We start from the raw sequence: 15,273 nt of genomic DNA, 5'->3' as shown, positions 1-15,273 counted from the left end.
ATTATTCCCTGCCAGCCATCGCTTGACGGTGAAGAATACTGTGGAACTCTTCAGAGAAAGTCGCGTAGTTGTGCTCTAGCTTGCCTACTCGGCTACTGAAGCGGTTGTACGCCATTACTGCTGGAATTGCAGCGAATAGACCCATTGCTGTTGCGATCAGTGCTTCTGCAATACCAGGGGCAACCATTGCGAGCGTAGCTTGCTTCACTTCACCTAATGCGATGAATGAGTGCATGATGCCCCAAACCGTACCAAATAGGCCGATGTATGGACTGATAGAGCCAACGGTCGCCAAGAAAGGTAAGTTAGTTTCTAGTTCATCGACTTCACGAGCAACAGCAACGCGCATCGCACGGCCTGTGCCTTCCATAATGAAGTCAGGTGAAGTTGCATTCGATTTACGAAGGCGAGCAAACTCAGTAAAGCCTGCGTAGAAAATTTCTTCAGTACCAGAAAGCTCGCCTTTGCGTTTATTGCTCTCTTGGTACAATTTTGCAAGATCAACGCCTGACCAAAATTTATCTTCAAACACTTCTGTTTGTTTCGAAGCTTGAGATAATACTTTACTTCTTTTGATGATCATCGCCCAAGAAACAACAGACATGCCCATAAGAACTAGCATGACCATTTTAACTAATAAACTAGCTTCTAAAATTAGGCCTAAGATTGAGATTTCAGCAGTCACTATTCGTTAGCTCCGTAAGAATAAATGTTGGCATTGCCTTTGGTTTCATTTTTTGATTGTCGATACATGCTACCTTAACCATTGCTTTACACAATGCTTTGCCATCAGGATTTACGATCTCTTGACAGAAGACCAAGGTAGCTCGCTTCAACTCGTAAATATTTGTAATGACTTGTAAAGAATCATCAAGACGCGCGCCTTGAATAAAATCAATGTCCATATGTCGGACTACAAAACCGATGTTTTGTTCTAACAATACTTGCTGAGAAACGCCAATTGAGCGCAGCATCTCAGTTCGAGCGCGTTCGAAAAACTTAAGATAGTTTGAATGGTATACAACACCACCTGCATCGGTGTCTTCGTAATACACTGTCACTGGCCACGTAAATGGCTTAGATAATCCCTGCAATTTGATACCACAATTCAAAACGATAAAGATCTCACTATAACCTAACTCCTTATCATTAATAGTATATCGCTGTGAATTTTTTGATTTAACAGACGAAAAAAAAGGCCATCTGTATAAGATGACCTCTTTTTGGCTAAAAACCCAACAAGTATAAAGATTCACGTTGTAATGAACCTAAATCCTTTGCCTTTTATAAAAGGCGCAGCACCGTTAGGTAGAGCAAAATTGTGAGTGAAACGTATGGGCTAAACAATAGCTGCCACATCCAAGCTCTTGGCTTAAATCCGATACCGTAAACCATGCTTGAGCATACTGCCCAGATAAACATTGGCCCGATGATCGCGTTAAAGCCACCGATGCTTGTCGCATACGCTTCAGGATCCCACATCACTAAACCCACATGCATAAAACCCAATACTAGGGATAAAGCTCTTAACAAAGTCTTATCCATTGGTTGATGCAGCTTAGCAACTTGCTCTGCGAGATTACTCACTGTCTTTGTCCATCATTTCTGAATGCTCTAGCCATAGAGCATTAATGATGCCGAATGCACATGCTAGAAGTACACCCAAAATCCATGCGAAATACCACATAAAATTTCTCCTAAGTTATTTCACTTCTAGCTTAGTAAGCTGAAACGTCGTTATCTTCGATGTGTTTCTTATCTAGACGACCGAACATTTTGTAGTATGTCCAAGTTGTGTAGCCAAGAATCACAGGAACCATTACCGCCGCAACTGCGGTCATAAGACCAAGCGTTAGCTCACTAGCTGTTGAATCCCACATAGTCAAACTATGGTTAGGGTTCAGGCTAGACGGCATTACAAATGGGAACATTGCAAAACCAGCCGTTAAAATAACACCAGCGTTAGATAGACTTGAGAACAAGAATGCGAAACCACCACGCTCAAAGCGAGATGCAATCACAGCAAGCAGTGGCATTGCTACACCAAGGATCGGCGCCGCCCACATTGCAGGATACGTTTCGAAGTTTGTCATCCAAGCACCCACTTGAAGTGAGACTTCTTTGTTTAGTGGGTTTGAGTCAGCAAACGTATCGATAGTGCTCGTGATTACATAGCCTTCGATAGATTGAACCCAGAAGCCACCAATAACGAACAGAACAATTGCAATTAGACCAGTGATCTGAGCAACGTTACGAGCTCGGCGATGCAGATCTTCTGTTGTCTTCATTTGAAGCCATGTTGCACCTTGCATTACGAACAACATTAGAGCCAACACGCCACATAGTAATGCAAACGGGTTCAACAGAGCGAAGAACGTACCGTGGTACTTTGACATCATTAGACTGTTCAGATCAAATGGCACACCTTGTAATAGGTTACCAAATGCAACACCAAAAATGATTGGGGGTACTGTGCCACTAAAGCAAAGTGCGTAGTCCCAAGTTTTGCGCCATTTTGGGTCTTCAATCTTAGAACGGTAGTCAAGTGCAAGTGGTCGTAACCAAAGCGCAGCTAACGTCGCGTACATTGCGAAGTAGAAGCCAGAAAACGACGTTGCGTAAACCAGCGGCCATGCAGCAAATAATGCACCACCAGCAGTGATCAACCAAACTTGGTTGCCATCCCAGTGAGGGGCAATAGTATTGAGCATAATACGACGTTCAGTGTCGCTCTTACCGATAACAGGAGAAAGAGCGGCAACACCCATATCGAAGCCATCAGTTACGGCGAAACCAACCAGTAAAACACCGATCAATACCCACCAAATGAGTCGTAAGCTTTCGTAATCAAACATTAATATTCCCTCACTTATACTTCAACTGAACGGCTAACTTTGTCTTCAACAGAGTTATCGTTTTGTTCGAAGTGGTAACGGCCTGTCTTCAAGCTACTTGGACCTTTACGTGCGAATTTCAGCATTAGATAAACTTCAGCAATCAAGAACACTGTGTACAATGCCAGGATAGCGAATAGAGAAGTCCAAAGCTGTTCAATAGTTAGTGCTGATGCAGCAACGTTAACCGGTAGGATTTCACCAACCGCCCATGGTTGACGACCAAACTCAGCAACGAACCAACCTGCTTCAATCGCAATCCAAGGCAGTGGGATTGAGAATAGCGCAGCTTTAAGTACCCATGGTTTCTGTTCGATTTTCTGACGACACGTTTGAACAAACGCAGCACCGAATACAAACAGCATGATGAAGCCACAAGCAACCATCAGACGGAATGACCAGAATAGAGGCCAAACTGTTGGGATTGAATCATCCGCAGCCATTTGGATTTGGTCTTCTGTTGCATCAACAACGTCGTCTGTGTAGCGCTTAAGAAGTAGACCGTAACCTAGGTCACCTTTCACTTCATCGAACGCTGCCATGTTTTCTTCAGACTTATCGCCCGCACGTAGTTTCTCAAGTAGTTCGTATGCGTACATACCTGTACGGATGCGATCAACGTGGTCATCACGTAGGTCACGTAGACCCGTTACTTCTTTATCAAGAGAACGCGTTGCAATAATACCCATTACGTAAGGGATCTTAATTGCGTAGTCAGTATCCATTGTTTCTTGGTTAGGAATACCAAAAACAGTAAATGCTGCTGGTGCTTCTTCCGTGTGCCACTCTGCTTCTACCGCAGCTAGCTTCACTTTCTGAACTTCACCAAGCTCGTAACCAGATTCGTCACCTAGTACGATTACTGACAGGATCGCCGCCATACCGAAAGATGCTGCAATCGCGAAAGAACGACGAGCAAAGGCAAGGTCACGACCTTTAAGAATGTAGTATGAGCTGATACCAAGGATGAACATCGCACCCGTTGTGTAACCAGACGCTACTGTGTGTACGAATTTAACTTGCGCTACTGGGTTTAGTACAACTTCAGCGAAGCTCACCATTTCCATACGCATAGTTTCAAAGTTAAATTCCGCACCCACTGGGTTTTGCATCCAGCCGTTTGCTACCAAGATCCAAAGCGCAGAAAAGTTAGAACCAAGTGCTACTAACCAAGTTACCGCTAAGTGCTGACGCTTTGACAGTCTGTCCCAACCGAAGAAGAAAAGGCCAACAAAAGTAGACTCTAGGAAGAATGCAACAAGCGCTTCGATAGCTAGCGGAGCACCAAAGATGTCGCCAACATAGTGAGAATAGTAAGACCAGTTAGTACCAAACTGGAACTCCATGGTTAAGCCTGTCGCTACACCAAGAGCAAAGTTAATACCAAACAATTTACCCCAGAACTTGGTCATGTCCTTGTAAATTTGCTTGCCAGTCATTACATAAACTGACTCCATAATGGCAAGTAGAAATGCCATACCTAGTGTCAGTGGAACAAATAGGAAGTGATACATCGCTGTAAATGCAAATTGCAATCGCGACAGATCAACAACATCAATCATGGTAACTCCTTTGTGTCGGCTGAATGACACTTGTGTGATTATTCACCGCAAAAATCCATGTTAAAACAATTTATATGATTGTTATTACAAATTGAAATTTGTAGCAAAAACGTACCGTTATAGTTAGATTATTGTTAAGCATGGGCTAATATAGCTGGCGCTAATATTACTGGTAAAATCAGTATGTTTCAAAAGATTTATAGGAGAAGCCTGCGTTGATTTGTATCAATTTTATTCACGCAAATTAGAGGTATTTTTGAACAATCATGACTAAAATCACACCAATTTGAGCTCTGTTAATAACAGCGCATGATATCTGTGACAAAAGCTCAGCACTGCCTCAACATACAAATTACAACTACCCATAAAGTATTAACAAAATTTATGACAGCTTATTTCAATTTTTGTTAGCCAAATCAAACCTGAAATCAAAGTTTTCATTTTTGAAAGCTCTATTCGGCATTTTTATCGATTCGCGCAAAGAGTTGTTATTCAGTAAAATGCAAAAAATCCCAGCGCTTATGCAACTGGGATCTTTAAAAATGAATAATTTAACGATTAGACGGCTTATCTATACCGAAGTGTAAATAAGCTCTGTCAGTTGCGATTCGACCTCTTGGTGTTCTTTGTAGATAACCTTGCTGAATCAAGTAAGGCTCTAACACATCTTCAATGGTGTCTCTCTCTTCACCAATCGCAGCAGCCATGTTGTCGATACCAACCGGACCACCGCCAAACTTCTCCATGATCGCAAGCAGAAGTTTTCTGTCCATGTAGTCAAAACCCTTAGCATCGACATCCAACATGTTTAGCGCTTTATCAGCAACCTCTGGGCAAATATGTCCGTCGCCTTTCACTTCCGCATAATCGCGAACACGGCGCAGTAGACGGTTAGCAATACGTGGCGTACCACGAGCTCGGCGAGCAACTTCTAACGCCCCTTCGGACTCCATAGAAAGACCAAGGCAATCAGCACTGCGCTGAACAATGTTTTGTAGGTCTTCAACCTTGTAGTACTCAAGACGCTGAGTAATACCGAAGCGGTCACGTAACGGCGATGTCAGTGAGCCAGCACGAGTGGTTGCGCCAATCAAAGTAAAAGGAGGAAGATCGATCTTGATAGAACGCGCCGCTGGGCCTTCGCCAATCATAATGTCTAATTGGTAGTCTTCCATTGCTGGATACAACACCTCTTCAACCACAGGGCTTAAACGGTGAATCTCATCAATGAAAAGGACATCATTTTCTTCAAGATTGGTCAGCAGCGCCGCTAGGTCACCCGCTTTTTCTAGAACAGGGCCTGAAGTAGTACGAATGTTGACATCCATCTCATTGGCAACAATGTTCGCCAACGTGGTTTTACCCAAACCTGGAGGACCAAATATCAACAGATGATCGAGCGCCTCATTACGCAGTTGTGCCGCTTTGATGAAAATCTCCATCTGGCCACGAACGTGATCCTGGCCTTGATAGTCGGCAAGTGCTTTAGGGCGTATTGCACGATCAATGACATCTTCATCTTTGAATACTGGGTTATCCGGTGCAATAAGGCGATCGGCTTCAATCATAAATTCTGCTATTCCTAACTATACTCTTGTTGACTCTGCGCTTCTTGACTCTGTGTAAAGGCAAAGTGAATGAGTCTATTTTGTCGAACAAGTATATCGGGTATTAAACCATCGATTTCAGAGCTTCGCGAATCAACTGTTCGCTGGTCATGCCATCTTTAGCCACTTGAGAAACCACCTTAGAAGCTTGAGTCGGCTTGTAGCCTAATGCAAGTAGTGCACTTACCGCTTCTTCTTCCGCGTCGTGAACGGTTGGCATAGAATCAATAGGAGCAGCATCCGTCGCTGGAGTAAACAGATCTCCCGCGCCCCACCCTTTCAGTCGGTCTTTCATTTCAACAACCAGACGTTCTGCGGTTTTCTTACCCACACCCGGAAGTTTAACCAGCGTAGAGATATCTTCACGCTCAACACTCTGCACAAACTGGCTCGCAGTCATGCCTGAGAGGATGCCAAGGCCGAGCTTAGGACCAACACCATTTGCTTTGATGACTTCACGAAACAGCGCACGTTCTTTAACTGTGTTGAATCCGTAAAGCAGTTGTGCATCTTCACGAACAACAAAGTGAGTGTAGATAATTGCCTCTTCGCCAACATTTGGTAATTCATAAAAACAGCTCATTGGCATTTGAACTTCATAGCCAACACCACTCACTTCGATTAGTAATTCTGGTGGCTGTTTTTCTATTAATGTACCGCGTAGACGTCCGATCACAATTCACTCTCTTGATGGAATATAATTTGAGGGACAGAATATAAAAGAACTGGATGCTTATCCAGTTCTTTGTGTTTGTTAGGATGATTTATTTAAGCTTGCTTTGCTTGGGAGACCACGCTGTTCAAGCTCGCAACCAGTTCTTTAACCGAAGTCACATGACCTGTTAGCTCAGAACCATAATTAGCAACTAAGCCTGAAACGGATTTGGTTTCTGCAACACTCTGTGCTACTTCTGAACTCGCAAGATCGAGTTCTTTCAATGAGCTCATCTGCATCGCCATAATATTGGTCAGTTGGTTTACATCAGTAGAAATGGTTTGCACCTCAGAGATAATGCCGTTCATTTCATTGGCCGTAGTTTCAATGATCGCTCTACCATGTTCCACTTCTTCTTTACTTCGGTCTAATAAGGTTCGAATTTCTATCGCGGAGTGACTGCTTTTCGCCGATAACTCTCTCACTTGGTCTGCAACTACCGCAAAACCTCGTCCTTGCTCACCAGCGCGTGCCGCCTCTATTGCTGCATTAAGTGCTAATAGATTGGTTTGCTCAGCAACCGAGGTAATCAAATCAGCGACTTTCATGATCTCTTGATTACTTTGAATGATCTGGCTGATTGCACTGGTTGAAGCTTCTAGTGATTCTGAGCTCTTCTGCGCTTTCGTTCCCACGGCTTCGCTACGCTCTTTTAGCTCACCCACAAATGAGTTTGATTCTTCGATACCTTGAGTCATTTGGTGCAATTGTTGGCTCATCTGTTCTGCTGCACTCGCCTGAGATTCGCAATTGATGTTAAGCACCTCAACTTGAGCATGCAGATCTTGCGACTGCTGGTCCAAGTGAACAGATACGCCCTGTAAGCTTTCAGAGTTTGAGTTAGCTTGGTCAAGGACAATCGAAAGTCGTCCTTCGCTTTGCGTCGCTTGATTGGCAACGTGTTGGCTTTCTGAAATCGCATCTTCTGCCATTTCAATCGCCACCTCTTTTTGCTTAGCGGTAAACGCTTGAGCAATACAGATCACCACCAGCGGCATGATTACACCAGACCAGGTTTCAACGACCACGGCTTCCGGAGTAAGTACTAACTGCGGAAATTCAAAGCCATCAAGGTGAGCCGACGTCATCATCAATGACACGCCAATCACTAGCCCACTCCATACCAAAGCGATAATGCGTGTTCCCGATAAGAAAAAAGCGACCACTAACAAAGGAACCCAATAAGCCTGAGTCGATGCCACCACACCACCGCTTTGGTAAATGATATTCAGCGCGTGCACTGCCATGCCGACAAAGCCAAAGTTCAATGCCAAGCTAGGCTTTCGGGTAATGCGTAATAGAAGTGCAGAGACTAATTCAAAGGCGATAAGAAATACGGAAGTGGCAACCAGCAGCTGCTCTTCATGCTTGGCCCACTTGATGAGGCTGTAGACACCCACAAAGAAGGCGATAAAAGTGAAGAGTAATAAGATATCGGCTTGTCTGACTTCGTTGTTACTCCACCCATTTTTTTTGGGTAGAAATAGCGCGCGCCACAGCTTGATTGGGTTCATCAGTGATCATCCTTGATTGACTTGTAAGACCTCTGACCAATGTTAATAACATGTTAAATGATACGCAATGTTATTATTTGGTTTGTGTTCGAAAGATCTCATTTCATCAAGGATTTAAGAGCGTCTTACTTTGAGCTAAACGAGGCGTAGGCTCATGGAATGCAAGCTTTTAGAAAGCAGAGGGATGGGACTTAACGGTAGCGCCCTTTTCTCGCGCCTGTCGCCTTACCTGCCAGTGCTATCAAGGTTTTATTAGTGTTGGCGTGAGTGATCGCTACGCCTAGAGCATCGGCAGCATCGGCCTGTGGTTTAGCCGGTAACTTAAGCATGCTCATCACCATGTTTTGAACCATCGACTTATCAGCACCACCATTGCCTGTCACCGCTTGTTTTATTAAACGAGCCGCATACTCATGGACGGGCAGATCAGCATTCACCGCAGCCACTATCGCACTGCCACGAGCTTGTCCAAGCTTAAGTGCAGAATCCGCATTCTTCGCCATGAAGACCTGCTCAATAGCGAACACATCCGGCTGAAACTGAGTGATGATTTCGCTCACACCGGCGTAGATTTGTTTAAGTCGACCCGGCAGTTCTTTTTCAGAGGTGCGAATACAACCGCTACCTAAGTAATATAGATGACGACCATTTTGACGAATCACGCCATAGCCGGTAATACGAGAGCCAGGGTCAATCCCTAAGATAATAGACATAATTTCAAATACTGATTATTTATACATGCTTTATGAGCTTAGTATATCGAACGCAAAAAAAAATGCCCGTCAAATTAACGGGCATTTTCTAATTACTGACAGGTCTGGCTAATGAATTAAGAGCTCTCTATCAACTAGGATCTCTTCATCAACAAGAAAAGATAACAGGCTTACGCTTGCTCTTTTTTCTCTGCCAATTTAACTGCGATTGCTAGCTCTTCCAGTGATGCCGGGTTCGCTAGGCTTGGCGCGTCTGTTAGTAGACATGCTGCTGCTGTTGTTTTCGGGAATGCGATAACGTCACGGATGTTCTCTGTACCACAAAGCAGCATTGCTAGACGGTCAAGACCGAATGCTAGACCAGCGTGTGGTGGCGTACCGTACTTAAGCGCTTCAAGTAGGAAGCCGAACTTCTCTTGTTGCTCTTGTGCTTCGATACCTAGGATACCGAATACCGCTGTTTGCATTTCTGCGTTGTGAATACGTACAGAACCGCCGCCTACTTCGTAGCCGTTGATTACCATGTCGTATGCATCTGAATTTGCTGCTGCTGGGTTCGTTTTAAGCTCTTCCGCGTTCACACCTAGTGGTGATGTGAATGGGTGGTGCATTGCGTGTAGGTTACCTTCGCCGTCTTCTTCGAACATTGGGAAGTCAACAACCCACAGTGGAGCCCATGCAGATGTGTCTGTTAGCTCTAGATCCGTACCTAGTTTAAGACGAAGTGCGCCCATTGCTTCAGCAACAACGCCCGCTTTGTCTGCACCGAACAGAATGATATCGCTAGATTCAGCTTGAGTGCGATCTAGAATACCGTTGATTACGTCTTCGCTTAGGAACTTAGCAACTGGAGATTGAATACCTTCCATGCCTGCAGCACGGTCGTTAACCTTCATCCAAGCTAGGCCTTTCGCGCCGTAGATGTTTACGTGTTCAGCGTAACCGTCGATTTGCTTACGAGTTAGCTTAGCACCACCTGGAACACGAATAACCGCTACGCGACCTTTCTCGTCGTTAGCTGGGCCAGAAAATACTTTGAACTCAACGTCTTTAACCAAGTCAGCAACATCAACTAGCTCTAGTGGGTTACGTAGATCTGGCTTATCAGAACCGAAACGACGAATCGCTTCAGAGAAAGGCATTACTGGGAATTGGCCTAGTTCAACATCTAGAAGTTCTTTCCACATATCGTGAACAAGCTTCTCAGTCACGTTACGTACTTCTTGAGAAGTCATGAAAGATGTTTCGATATCGATTTGAGTAAATTCAGGCTGACGGTCAGCACGTAAATCTTCATCACGGAAACATTTAACGATTTGGTAGTAACGGTCAAAACCAGACATCATCAGCAGTTGCTTGAACAGCTGAGGGGATTGAGGAAGTGCGTAGAAGCTACCTTTGTGAACACGGCTTGGTACTAGGTAGTCACGAGCACCTTCTGGTGTCGCTTTCGTTAGTACTGGCGTTTCGATGTCTAGGAACAGGTTCTCATCAAGGAAACGACGAACGAAGCTAGAAGCACGTGCACGAAGCTTGATACGGTCGCTCATTTCTGGACGACGAAGATCGATGTAACGGTACTTAAGGCGCTGCTCTTCAGAGTTCGTTTGGTTGAAGTCTAGTGGAAGCGCTTCTGAACGGTTAATGATCTCTAGACCGGTCGCGTAAAGTTCTACTTCACCAGTAGCCATGTCTTTATTTACTTGGCTGTCCGGGCGAACACGTACTTCACCAGTAAACTTGATACAGAATTCATTACGCAGTTGGTTAGCGATCGGGAAGATATCTTTCATATCTGGATCGACAACAACCTGAACGATGCCTTCACGATCACGCATATCAATAAAGATAAGACCGCCTAAATCACGGCGACGGTTTACCCAGCCGCACAATTCTACAGTTTGTCCCGCCAGGGACTTGTTCAGGTTACCACAGTAATGGGTACGCATAATGAATTTCCCAATCTCTTAATTATTTACTAGTTTCCAAGCTGTCTGTGGTCATTCCACACAACAGAGCAAAGGAACATTTATACGCGGAAACTCGCTTAAAATCGACCTTCCACATTCGAATTTATTGTGTTTTATCTGGCTTTGCTGCTTTTTAGCCCATCAAGTGCGCAAAGATTCATCAAAACCGAAAAAATTGCGATAATTATATCTCGAAAGTACCTTAATCAGCAAAACTCTCGTAAAGTAGATTTTCGTTTAAACCCAAAAACTTTTTGTAATGTCTGATGGCGTGATGAATAACGGTGTAATAGATGGATGATCGTGTAATAACAGCAGAAACTTTACCTCTAAGACTTGGATTAACCATGTGGTCTCATTCTGAGTGGCAAAGTCAGTTCTACGGAAAAGGAACAAAGCCTGCTGAACGCTTAGAGAAATACACACAAGTTTTTCATACTGTGGAAGGCAACACGACCTTTTACGCTACGCCGAGTATGTCGACCGTTCATAACTGGAAAGCCGCCAGTCATGATGATTTCAGGTTCACTTTCAAGCTACCTAAATTCATCACCCACCAGCAGCAACTCAGGCACTGCCAAGCAGAGCTCAAAGAGTTCTTGATGACTATGTCGCCACTCCACGACCGCATTGGTCAATGGACGATTCAACTGCCACACAGCTTTGAGCCCAGCATGCTGCCTGCCCTACAAAAGTTTTGCACCTTGTTCCCAAAAGATATGCAGCTTGGTGTCGAAGTTCGACACTTGGGTTTCTTTGATAAAGGCGATGCTGAAAAACGCTTTAATCAATGGCTGGTCGAAGAAGGTATTAATCGCATAATTATGGATAGCCGCCCCGTGTTTTCCGCGCCACCAACCACAGAAGCGGTGTTCGATGCACATCAGAAAAAACCGCGTGTCCCCGTTCATGCGATTGCGACCGCCAATAACCCGATGATTCGATTTATTGGCCACCCAGACCAAGAACCTAACATTGAGTTTTTTAAGCCTTGGTTTACCAAAATTCCAAACTGGCTAAGCGAAGGGAAACAACCGTATTTAATGATTCACACCCCAGACAATAATCATGCGCCTGAACTTGCCATCGCTATTTACGAGCTGTTGCAAAAGCAAGTGTCTGAAAATACGTCATTATTATTGCCTGACCTGGCTCAGTTTCCTGCTCAGAAAGGCAATAACCAAATCTCGATGTTTTAGCCCCTCACCTATAAGTAACTTCGAACCTTGAGCTAAATCTCAGTTTTCGTGACAGCCGCGCTTTTTTTACGTAAAATACGCCCCCTTTTATTTGGTACGAATTTTGTACCAATTACGCTGACTGTCGAGAGAAAATGCCATGAGCAACACAGACAATATCTTTTCCGCTCCTATTGATAAAATTGGAGACTTCACCTTTGATGCAAGGGTTGCTGAAGTATTTCCGGATATGATTCAACGCTCGGTGCCTGGCTATAGCAATATCATCTCTGCAATCGGCATGCTGGCTGAGCGCTTTGTAAAGCCACATTCAAATATTTACGATCTTGGCTGCTCGCTTGGTGCGGCGACACTTTCTATGCGTCGTCACATTCAGCAAGAAGGCTGCACGATTTTCGCTATCGATAACTCAGAAGCCATGGTTGAACGCTGCAAATTGCACGTTAATGCTTATCGCAGTGACACACCAGTAGAAGTGATTGAAGCCGACATTCGCGAAGTCGAAATCAAAGACGCTTCTGTTGTTGTGCTTAACTTTACGCTGCAATTTCTGTCTCCGGACGATCGATACGCTCTGCTTGAAAAAATTCATGCAGGCTTGCGCCCGGGCGGGATCTTAATCTTGTCTGAAAAATACGTATTCGAAGACGAAAGCTCAAATGAACTGCTTATCGACCTGCACCATGATTTCAAACGTGCTAACGGATACAGCGAGCTAGAAGTAAGCCAGAAACGCAGCGCAATTGAAAACGTGATGCGTCCGGATTCGATCCCTGTTCACAGAGAACGATTTGATAAGATTGGCTTCTCAAGCAGCGAAGTCTGGTTCCAATGTTTCAACTTTGGTTCAATGTTCGCGATAAAGTAAACATTTTCGGTTACGTAACAGTTGCGACACCGTTAGCACGTACTAAAAGGTCATCCTCAAGAGCGAGGAACGAGCGAGTTGGGGATCTCTTATCAAACATGATAAACGAGATTCCCTAGCATGTTTGTCCACACTCTTAATCGAGTGACAAATTTAATTTCTACACCACCAACTCAGTGAAAACCTATGTTTAATTTTGCCAATTTTTATCAACTTATTGCCCAAGATACTCGCCTTCAGCCATGGCTCAATGTTCTGCCACAGCAACTGACAGATTGGCAAAATGCAGAGCACGGTGACTTCGACCGTTGGTTACGTGCACTAAACAAGATCCCACAAGGTGTACCAGACCAAGTTGATCTGAAGAACTCAGTGACGATTGGCAGCTCAACACCATTTCACACAGGTGATCTTAAAAAGCTAGAAAGCCTATTAAAGACGTTCCACCCATGGAGAAAAGGCCCTTACACCGTTCACGATATTCATATCGATACTGAGTGGCGTAGTGACTGGAAATGGGACCGTGTGCTTCCACATATCTCCCCATTGAAAAACCGTTCGGTTCTCGATGTAGGTTGTGGTAATGGTTACCACATGTGGCGCATGCTGGGTGAAGGTGCTCGCTTAACGGTTGGTATCGATCCTTCTCATCTATTCTTGGTTCAGTTTGAAGCGATTCGTAAGTTGATGGGCGATGACCAACGTGCACACCTGTTACCTCTAGGTATTGAGCAACTGCCAAAGCTAGAAGCCTACGACACTGTTTTCAGCATGGGTGTTCTGTACCACCGTCGTTCGCCACTTGATCACTTGATTCAACTAAAAGACCAATTGGTATCTGGCGGCGAGTTGGTGCTTGAAACCCTAGTAATTGAAGGCGATGAAAATGCGGTACTGGTCCCTGTTGACCGTTACGCACAGATGAGAAACGTGTACTTTTTCCCTTCAGCTCGTGCACTGAAACGCTGGCTTGAACAAGTTGGCTTTGAAGACGTACGTATCGTTGATGAAAATGTCACGACAGTTGGTGAACAACGCACAACAGAATGGATGACACACAACTCTCTGCCAGATTATCTAGATCCGAACGATCCAAGCAAAACGGTTGAAGGTCACCCAGCGCCAAGACGTGCGATTTTGGTAGCAACAAAGCCATAGATTCTCTGCCCAGAAAGCAGTGGCATATTGAGTAAATAAAACACGAGCCTATATAAGGCAGCAAAACAACGGCTTGCCATGGTCAAAAAGTCACCGTTGATTTCGCGGTGAACATTTGCTTCCTGAGCTCACGAATTGAACAAAAATTGACTTACGTTTAATAAGTGAGCTATTTCAAATAGCAATAATTGGCGTAGCGCTCACATTGCGATTCAATATGACCAGACTCTTACAATAGGATGCTTCACGCATCCTTTTTTGTGGGCTAAACTTCTAAATAGTCTGAACTATTCTCTAATTCTCAAAGGTTTTTTTATGTTTAAGCGATTATCGCCGATTGTGGCGGTTGGTTTGCTCTCTGGCTGTACTCTGACAAACGGTGCAGCCTATCACCAAGAAACTCTCGACGCTATTTCCCGCTCAGAGACAAACATCGCAAATAAAGTTCAAAATCTTGAACTGCAACTAAGCAATCAAAGTGATTATATTGAAAGCTTAGAAGACGAAATCACTCTCCTTTCTAGTCAATTAGATGTCCATCTAACCAATATGGAACACAAAGTTATTGAAGAACTAGAGGAAGAAGAACCTGTCGTCGTTGCAGCCGCTCCTGTCGCTCCTACGTTACAACCAACCATCCTTGGCGGCATCGAAAAAGTGTCTATCGACTCAATCAAGCAAAGCTTCGATGCTCGTGTGGATACAGGTGCAACCACCTCTTCTCTAAATGCTGTCGATATCAAAGAGTTCGAACGTAACGGTAAGAACTGGGTTAAATTCCACCTAGACGACAAAGCACAAGCTGAAAAAGACCAGAAATGGATTGAAGCGCCTGTTTTACGTTATGTGAAAATCCGTCAATCAACGAATGATCAGACTGAACGTCGAGCTGTGATCGAATTATGGGTGAAAGTTGGAAAAATCCATGAAAAAGCGCAATTTACATTGGCAGATCGCTCTCAAATGAGTCACCCTGTATTACTAGGGCGCGAATTTATCAAAGACATAGCGCTAGTGGATGTAAGTAAAAAGTACGTACAAACGGAAGTTAAATAACAATAGTAGGGTAAGCT

15 protein-coding genes are annotated in these 15,273 nt (G+C 44.3%); 4 read left to right on the top strand and 11 right to left on the bottom strand.

The window, feature by feature from the left end:
* Position 1: 1 nt before the first annotated feature.
* The 11 genes from tolQ to aspS all read right to left on the bottom strand — a co-directional run bounded on the left by tolQ (position 2) and on the right by aspS (position 10,954).
* Positions 2–685 carry a protein TolQ gene (gene tolQ, locus QQ041_RS05110; protein ID WP_285953243.1) on the bottom strand — a complete coding sequence of 228 codons (684 nt, stop codon included), beginning with the start codon at positions 683–685 and terminating at the stop codon, positions 2–4.
* Positions 675–1,112: a tol-pal system-associated acyl-CoA thioesterase gene (gene ybgC, locus QQ041_RS05105; RefSeq protein WP_017104273.1), complete on the bottom strand. Its 438-nt coding sequence runs from the start codon at positions 1,110–1,112 to the stop codon at positions 675–677. The genes tolQ and ybgC overlap by 11 nt, the downstream gene beginning before the upstream one ends.
* A gap of 172 nt (positions 1,113–1,284) precedes the next feature.
* Positions 1,285–1,587, bottom strand: a complete 303-nt coding sequence (gene ybgE, locus QQ041_RS05100; RefSeq protein ID WP_060982372.1) for a cyd operon protein YbgE — start codon at positions 1,585–1,587, stop codon at positions 1,285–1,287.
* Positions 1,580–1,687 (bottom strand): cytochrome bd-I oxidase subunit CydX, encoded by a 108-nt coding sequence (gene cydX / locus QQ041_RS05095; RefSeq protein ID WP_000270284.1) that lies wholly within the window; start codon positions 1,685–1,687, stop codon positions 1,580–1,582. The genes ybgE and cydX overlap by 8 nt, the downstream gene beginning before the upstream one ends.
* 31 nt (positions 1,688–1,718) lie before the next feature.
* Positions 1,719–2,855 carry a cytochrome d ubiquinol oxidase subunit II gene (cydB, locus tag QQ041_RS05090; protein ID WP_146492171.1) on the bottom strand — a complete coding sequence of 379 codons (1,137 nt, stop codon included), beginning with the start codon at positions 2,853–2,855 and terminating at the stop codon, positions 1,719–1,721.
* Positions 2,856–2,869: 14 nt separating this feature from the next.
* A complete protein-coding gene (cydA, locus tag QQ041_RS05085) occupies positions 2,870–4,456 on the bottom strand; it encodes a cytochrome ubiquinol oxidase subunit I (RefSeq protein WP_017630634.1) in 1,587 nt (528 codons plus the stop codon).
* Between the two features lie 551 nt (positions 4,457–5,007).
* Positions 5,008–6,024, bottom strand: coding sequence for a Holliday junction branch migration DNA helicase RuvB (gene ruvB, locus QQ041_RS05080; RefSeq protein ID WP_017062078.1), 1,017 nt, complete (start codon positions 6,022–6,024; stop codon positions 5,008–5,010).
* Between the two features lie 103 nt (positions 6,025–6,127).
* Positions 6,128–6,739 (bottom strand): Holliday junction branch migration protein RuvA, encoded by a 612-nt coding sequence (gene ruvA / locus QQ041_RS05075; RefSeq protein ID WP_017062079.1) that lies wholly within the window; start codon positions 6,737–6,739, stop codon positions 6,128–6,130.
* Between the two features lie 92 nt (positions 6,740–6,831).
* On the bottom strand, positions 6,832–8,292 hold the full coding sequence (locus QQ041_RS05070) for a methyl-accepting chemotaxis protein (RefSeq protein ID WP_285953242.1): 1,461 nt from the start codon (positions 8,290–8,292) through the stop codon (positions 6,832–6,834).
* Between the two features lie 191 nt (positions 8,293–8,483).
* Positions 8,484–9,005 (bottom strand): crossover junction endodeoxyribonuclease RuvC, encoded by a 522-nt coding sequence (gene ruvC / locus QQ041_RS05065; protein ID WP_008219936.1) that lies wholly within the window; start codon positions 9,003–9,005, stop codon positions 8,484–8,486.
* Positions 9,006–9,175: 170 nt separating this feature from the next.
* Positions 9,176–10,954 (bottom strand): aspartate--tRNA ligase, encoded by a 1,779-nt coding sequence (gene aspS, locus QQ041_RS05060; RefSeq protein WP_285953241.1) that lies wholly within the window; start codon positions 10,952–10,954, stop codon positions 9,176–9,178.
* A 314-nt stretch (positions 10,955–11,268) separates the two neighbouring features.
* Between aspS and QQ041_RS05055 the strand changes: the two genes are divergently transcribed.
* From QQ041_RS05055 to QQ041_RS05040, 4 genes are all read left to right on the top strand, one after another.
* On the top strand, positions 11,269–12,174 hold the full coding sequence (locus QQ041_RS05055; RefSeq protein ID WP_239716223.1) for a DUF72 domain-containing protein: 906 nt from the start codon (positions 11,269–11,271) through the stop codon (positions 12,172–12,174).
* 139 nt (positions 12,175–12,313) lie between these two features.
* A complete protein-coding gene (cmoA, locus tag QQ041_RS05050) occupies positions 12,314–13,042 on the top strand; it encodes a carboxy-S-adenosyl-L-methionine synthase CmoA (RefSeq protein WP_017062083.1) in 729 nt (242 codons plus the stop codon).
* A 186-nt stretch (positions 13,043–13,228) separates the two neighbouring features.
* A complete protein-coding gene (cmoB, locus tag QQ041_RS05045; protein WP_285953240.1) occupies positions 13,229–14,200 on the top strand; it encodes a tRNA 5-methoxyuridine(34)/uridine 5-oxyacetic acid(34) synthase CmoB in 972 nt (323 codons plus the stop codon).
* Between the two features lie 315 nt (positions 14,201–14,515).
* Positions 14,516–15,256 (top strand): ATP-dependent zinc protease, encoded by a 741-nt coding sequence (locus QQ041_RS05040; RefSeq protein ID WP_146492177.1) that lies wholly within the window; start codon positions 14,516–14,518, stop codon positions 15,254–15,256.
* The last annotated feature ends 17 nt before the right edge of the window (positions 15,257–15,273 follow it).

Source organism: Vibrio sp. TMPB1044 (genome assembly GCF_030442075.1).
Classification (GTDB): Bacteria; Pseudomonadota; Gammaproteobacteria; order Enterobacterales; family Vibrionaceae; genus Vibrio; species Vibrio satsumensis.
Note: the sequence above shows the minus strand (reverse complement) of the source record. Positions and strands in the feature narration are given on the sequence as shown.

What these genes read in the sequence shown, in the direction of transcription:
- cydX (WP_000270284.1), bottom strand. Translation starts at nt 1,687, where the DNA reads ATGTGGTATTTCGCATGGATTTTGGGTGTACTTCTAGCATGTGCATTC.
- cydB (WP_146492171.1), bottom strand. Translation starts at nt 2,855, where the DNA reads ATGTTTGATTACGAAAGCTTACGACTCATTTGGTGGGTATTGATCGGT.
- cydA (WP_017630634.1), bottom strand. Translation starts at nt 4,456, where the DNA reads ATGATTGATGTTGTTGATCTGTCGCGATTGCAATTTGCATTTACAGCG.
- ruvB (WP_017062078.1), bottom strand. Translation starts at nt 6,024, where the DNA reads ATGATTGAAGCCGATCGCCTTATTGCACCGGATAACCCAGTATTCAAA.
- QQ041_RS05070 (WP_285953242.1), bottom strand. Translation starts at nt 8,292, where the DNA reads ATGAACCCAATCAAGCTGTGGCGCGCGCTATTTCTACCCAAAAAAAAT.
- ruvC (WP_008219936.1), bottom strand. Translation starts at nt 9,005, where the DNA reads ATGTCTATTATCTTAGGGATTGACCCTGGCTCTCGTATTACCGGCTAT.
- aspS (WP_285953241.1), bottom strand. Translation starts at nt 10,954, where the DNA reads ATGCGTACCCATTACTGTGGTAACCTGAACAAGTCCCTGGCGGGACAA.
- QQ041_RS05055 (WP_239716223.1), top strand. Translation starts at nt 11,269, where the DNA reads ATGGATGATCGTGTAATAACAGCAGAAACTTTACCTCTAAGACTTGGA.
- cmoA (WP_017062083.1), top strand. Translation starts at nt 12,314, where the DNA reads ATGAGCAACACAGACAATATCTTTTCCGCTCCTATTGATAAAATTGGA.
- cmoB (WP_285953240.1), top strand. Translation starts at nt 13,229, where the DNA reads ATGTTTAATTTTGCCAATTTTTATCAACTTATTGCCCAAGATACTCGC.
- QQ041_RS05040 (WP_146492177.1), top strand. Translation starts at nt 14,516, where the DNA reads ATGTTTAAGCGATTATCGCCGATTGTGGCGGTTGGTTTGCTCTCTGGC.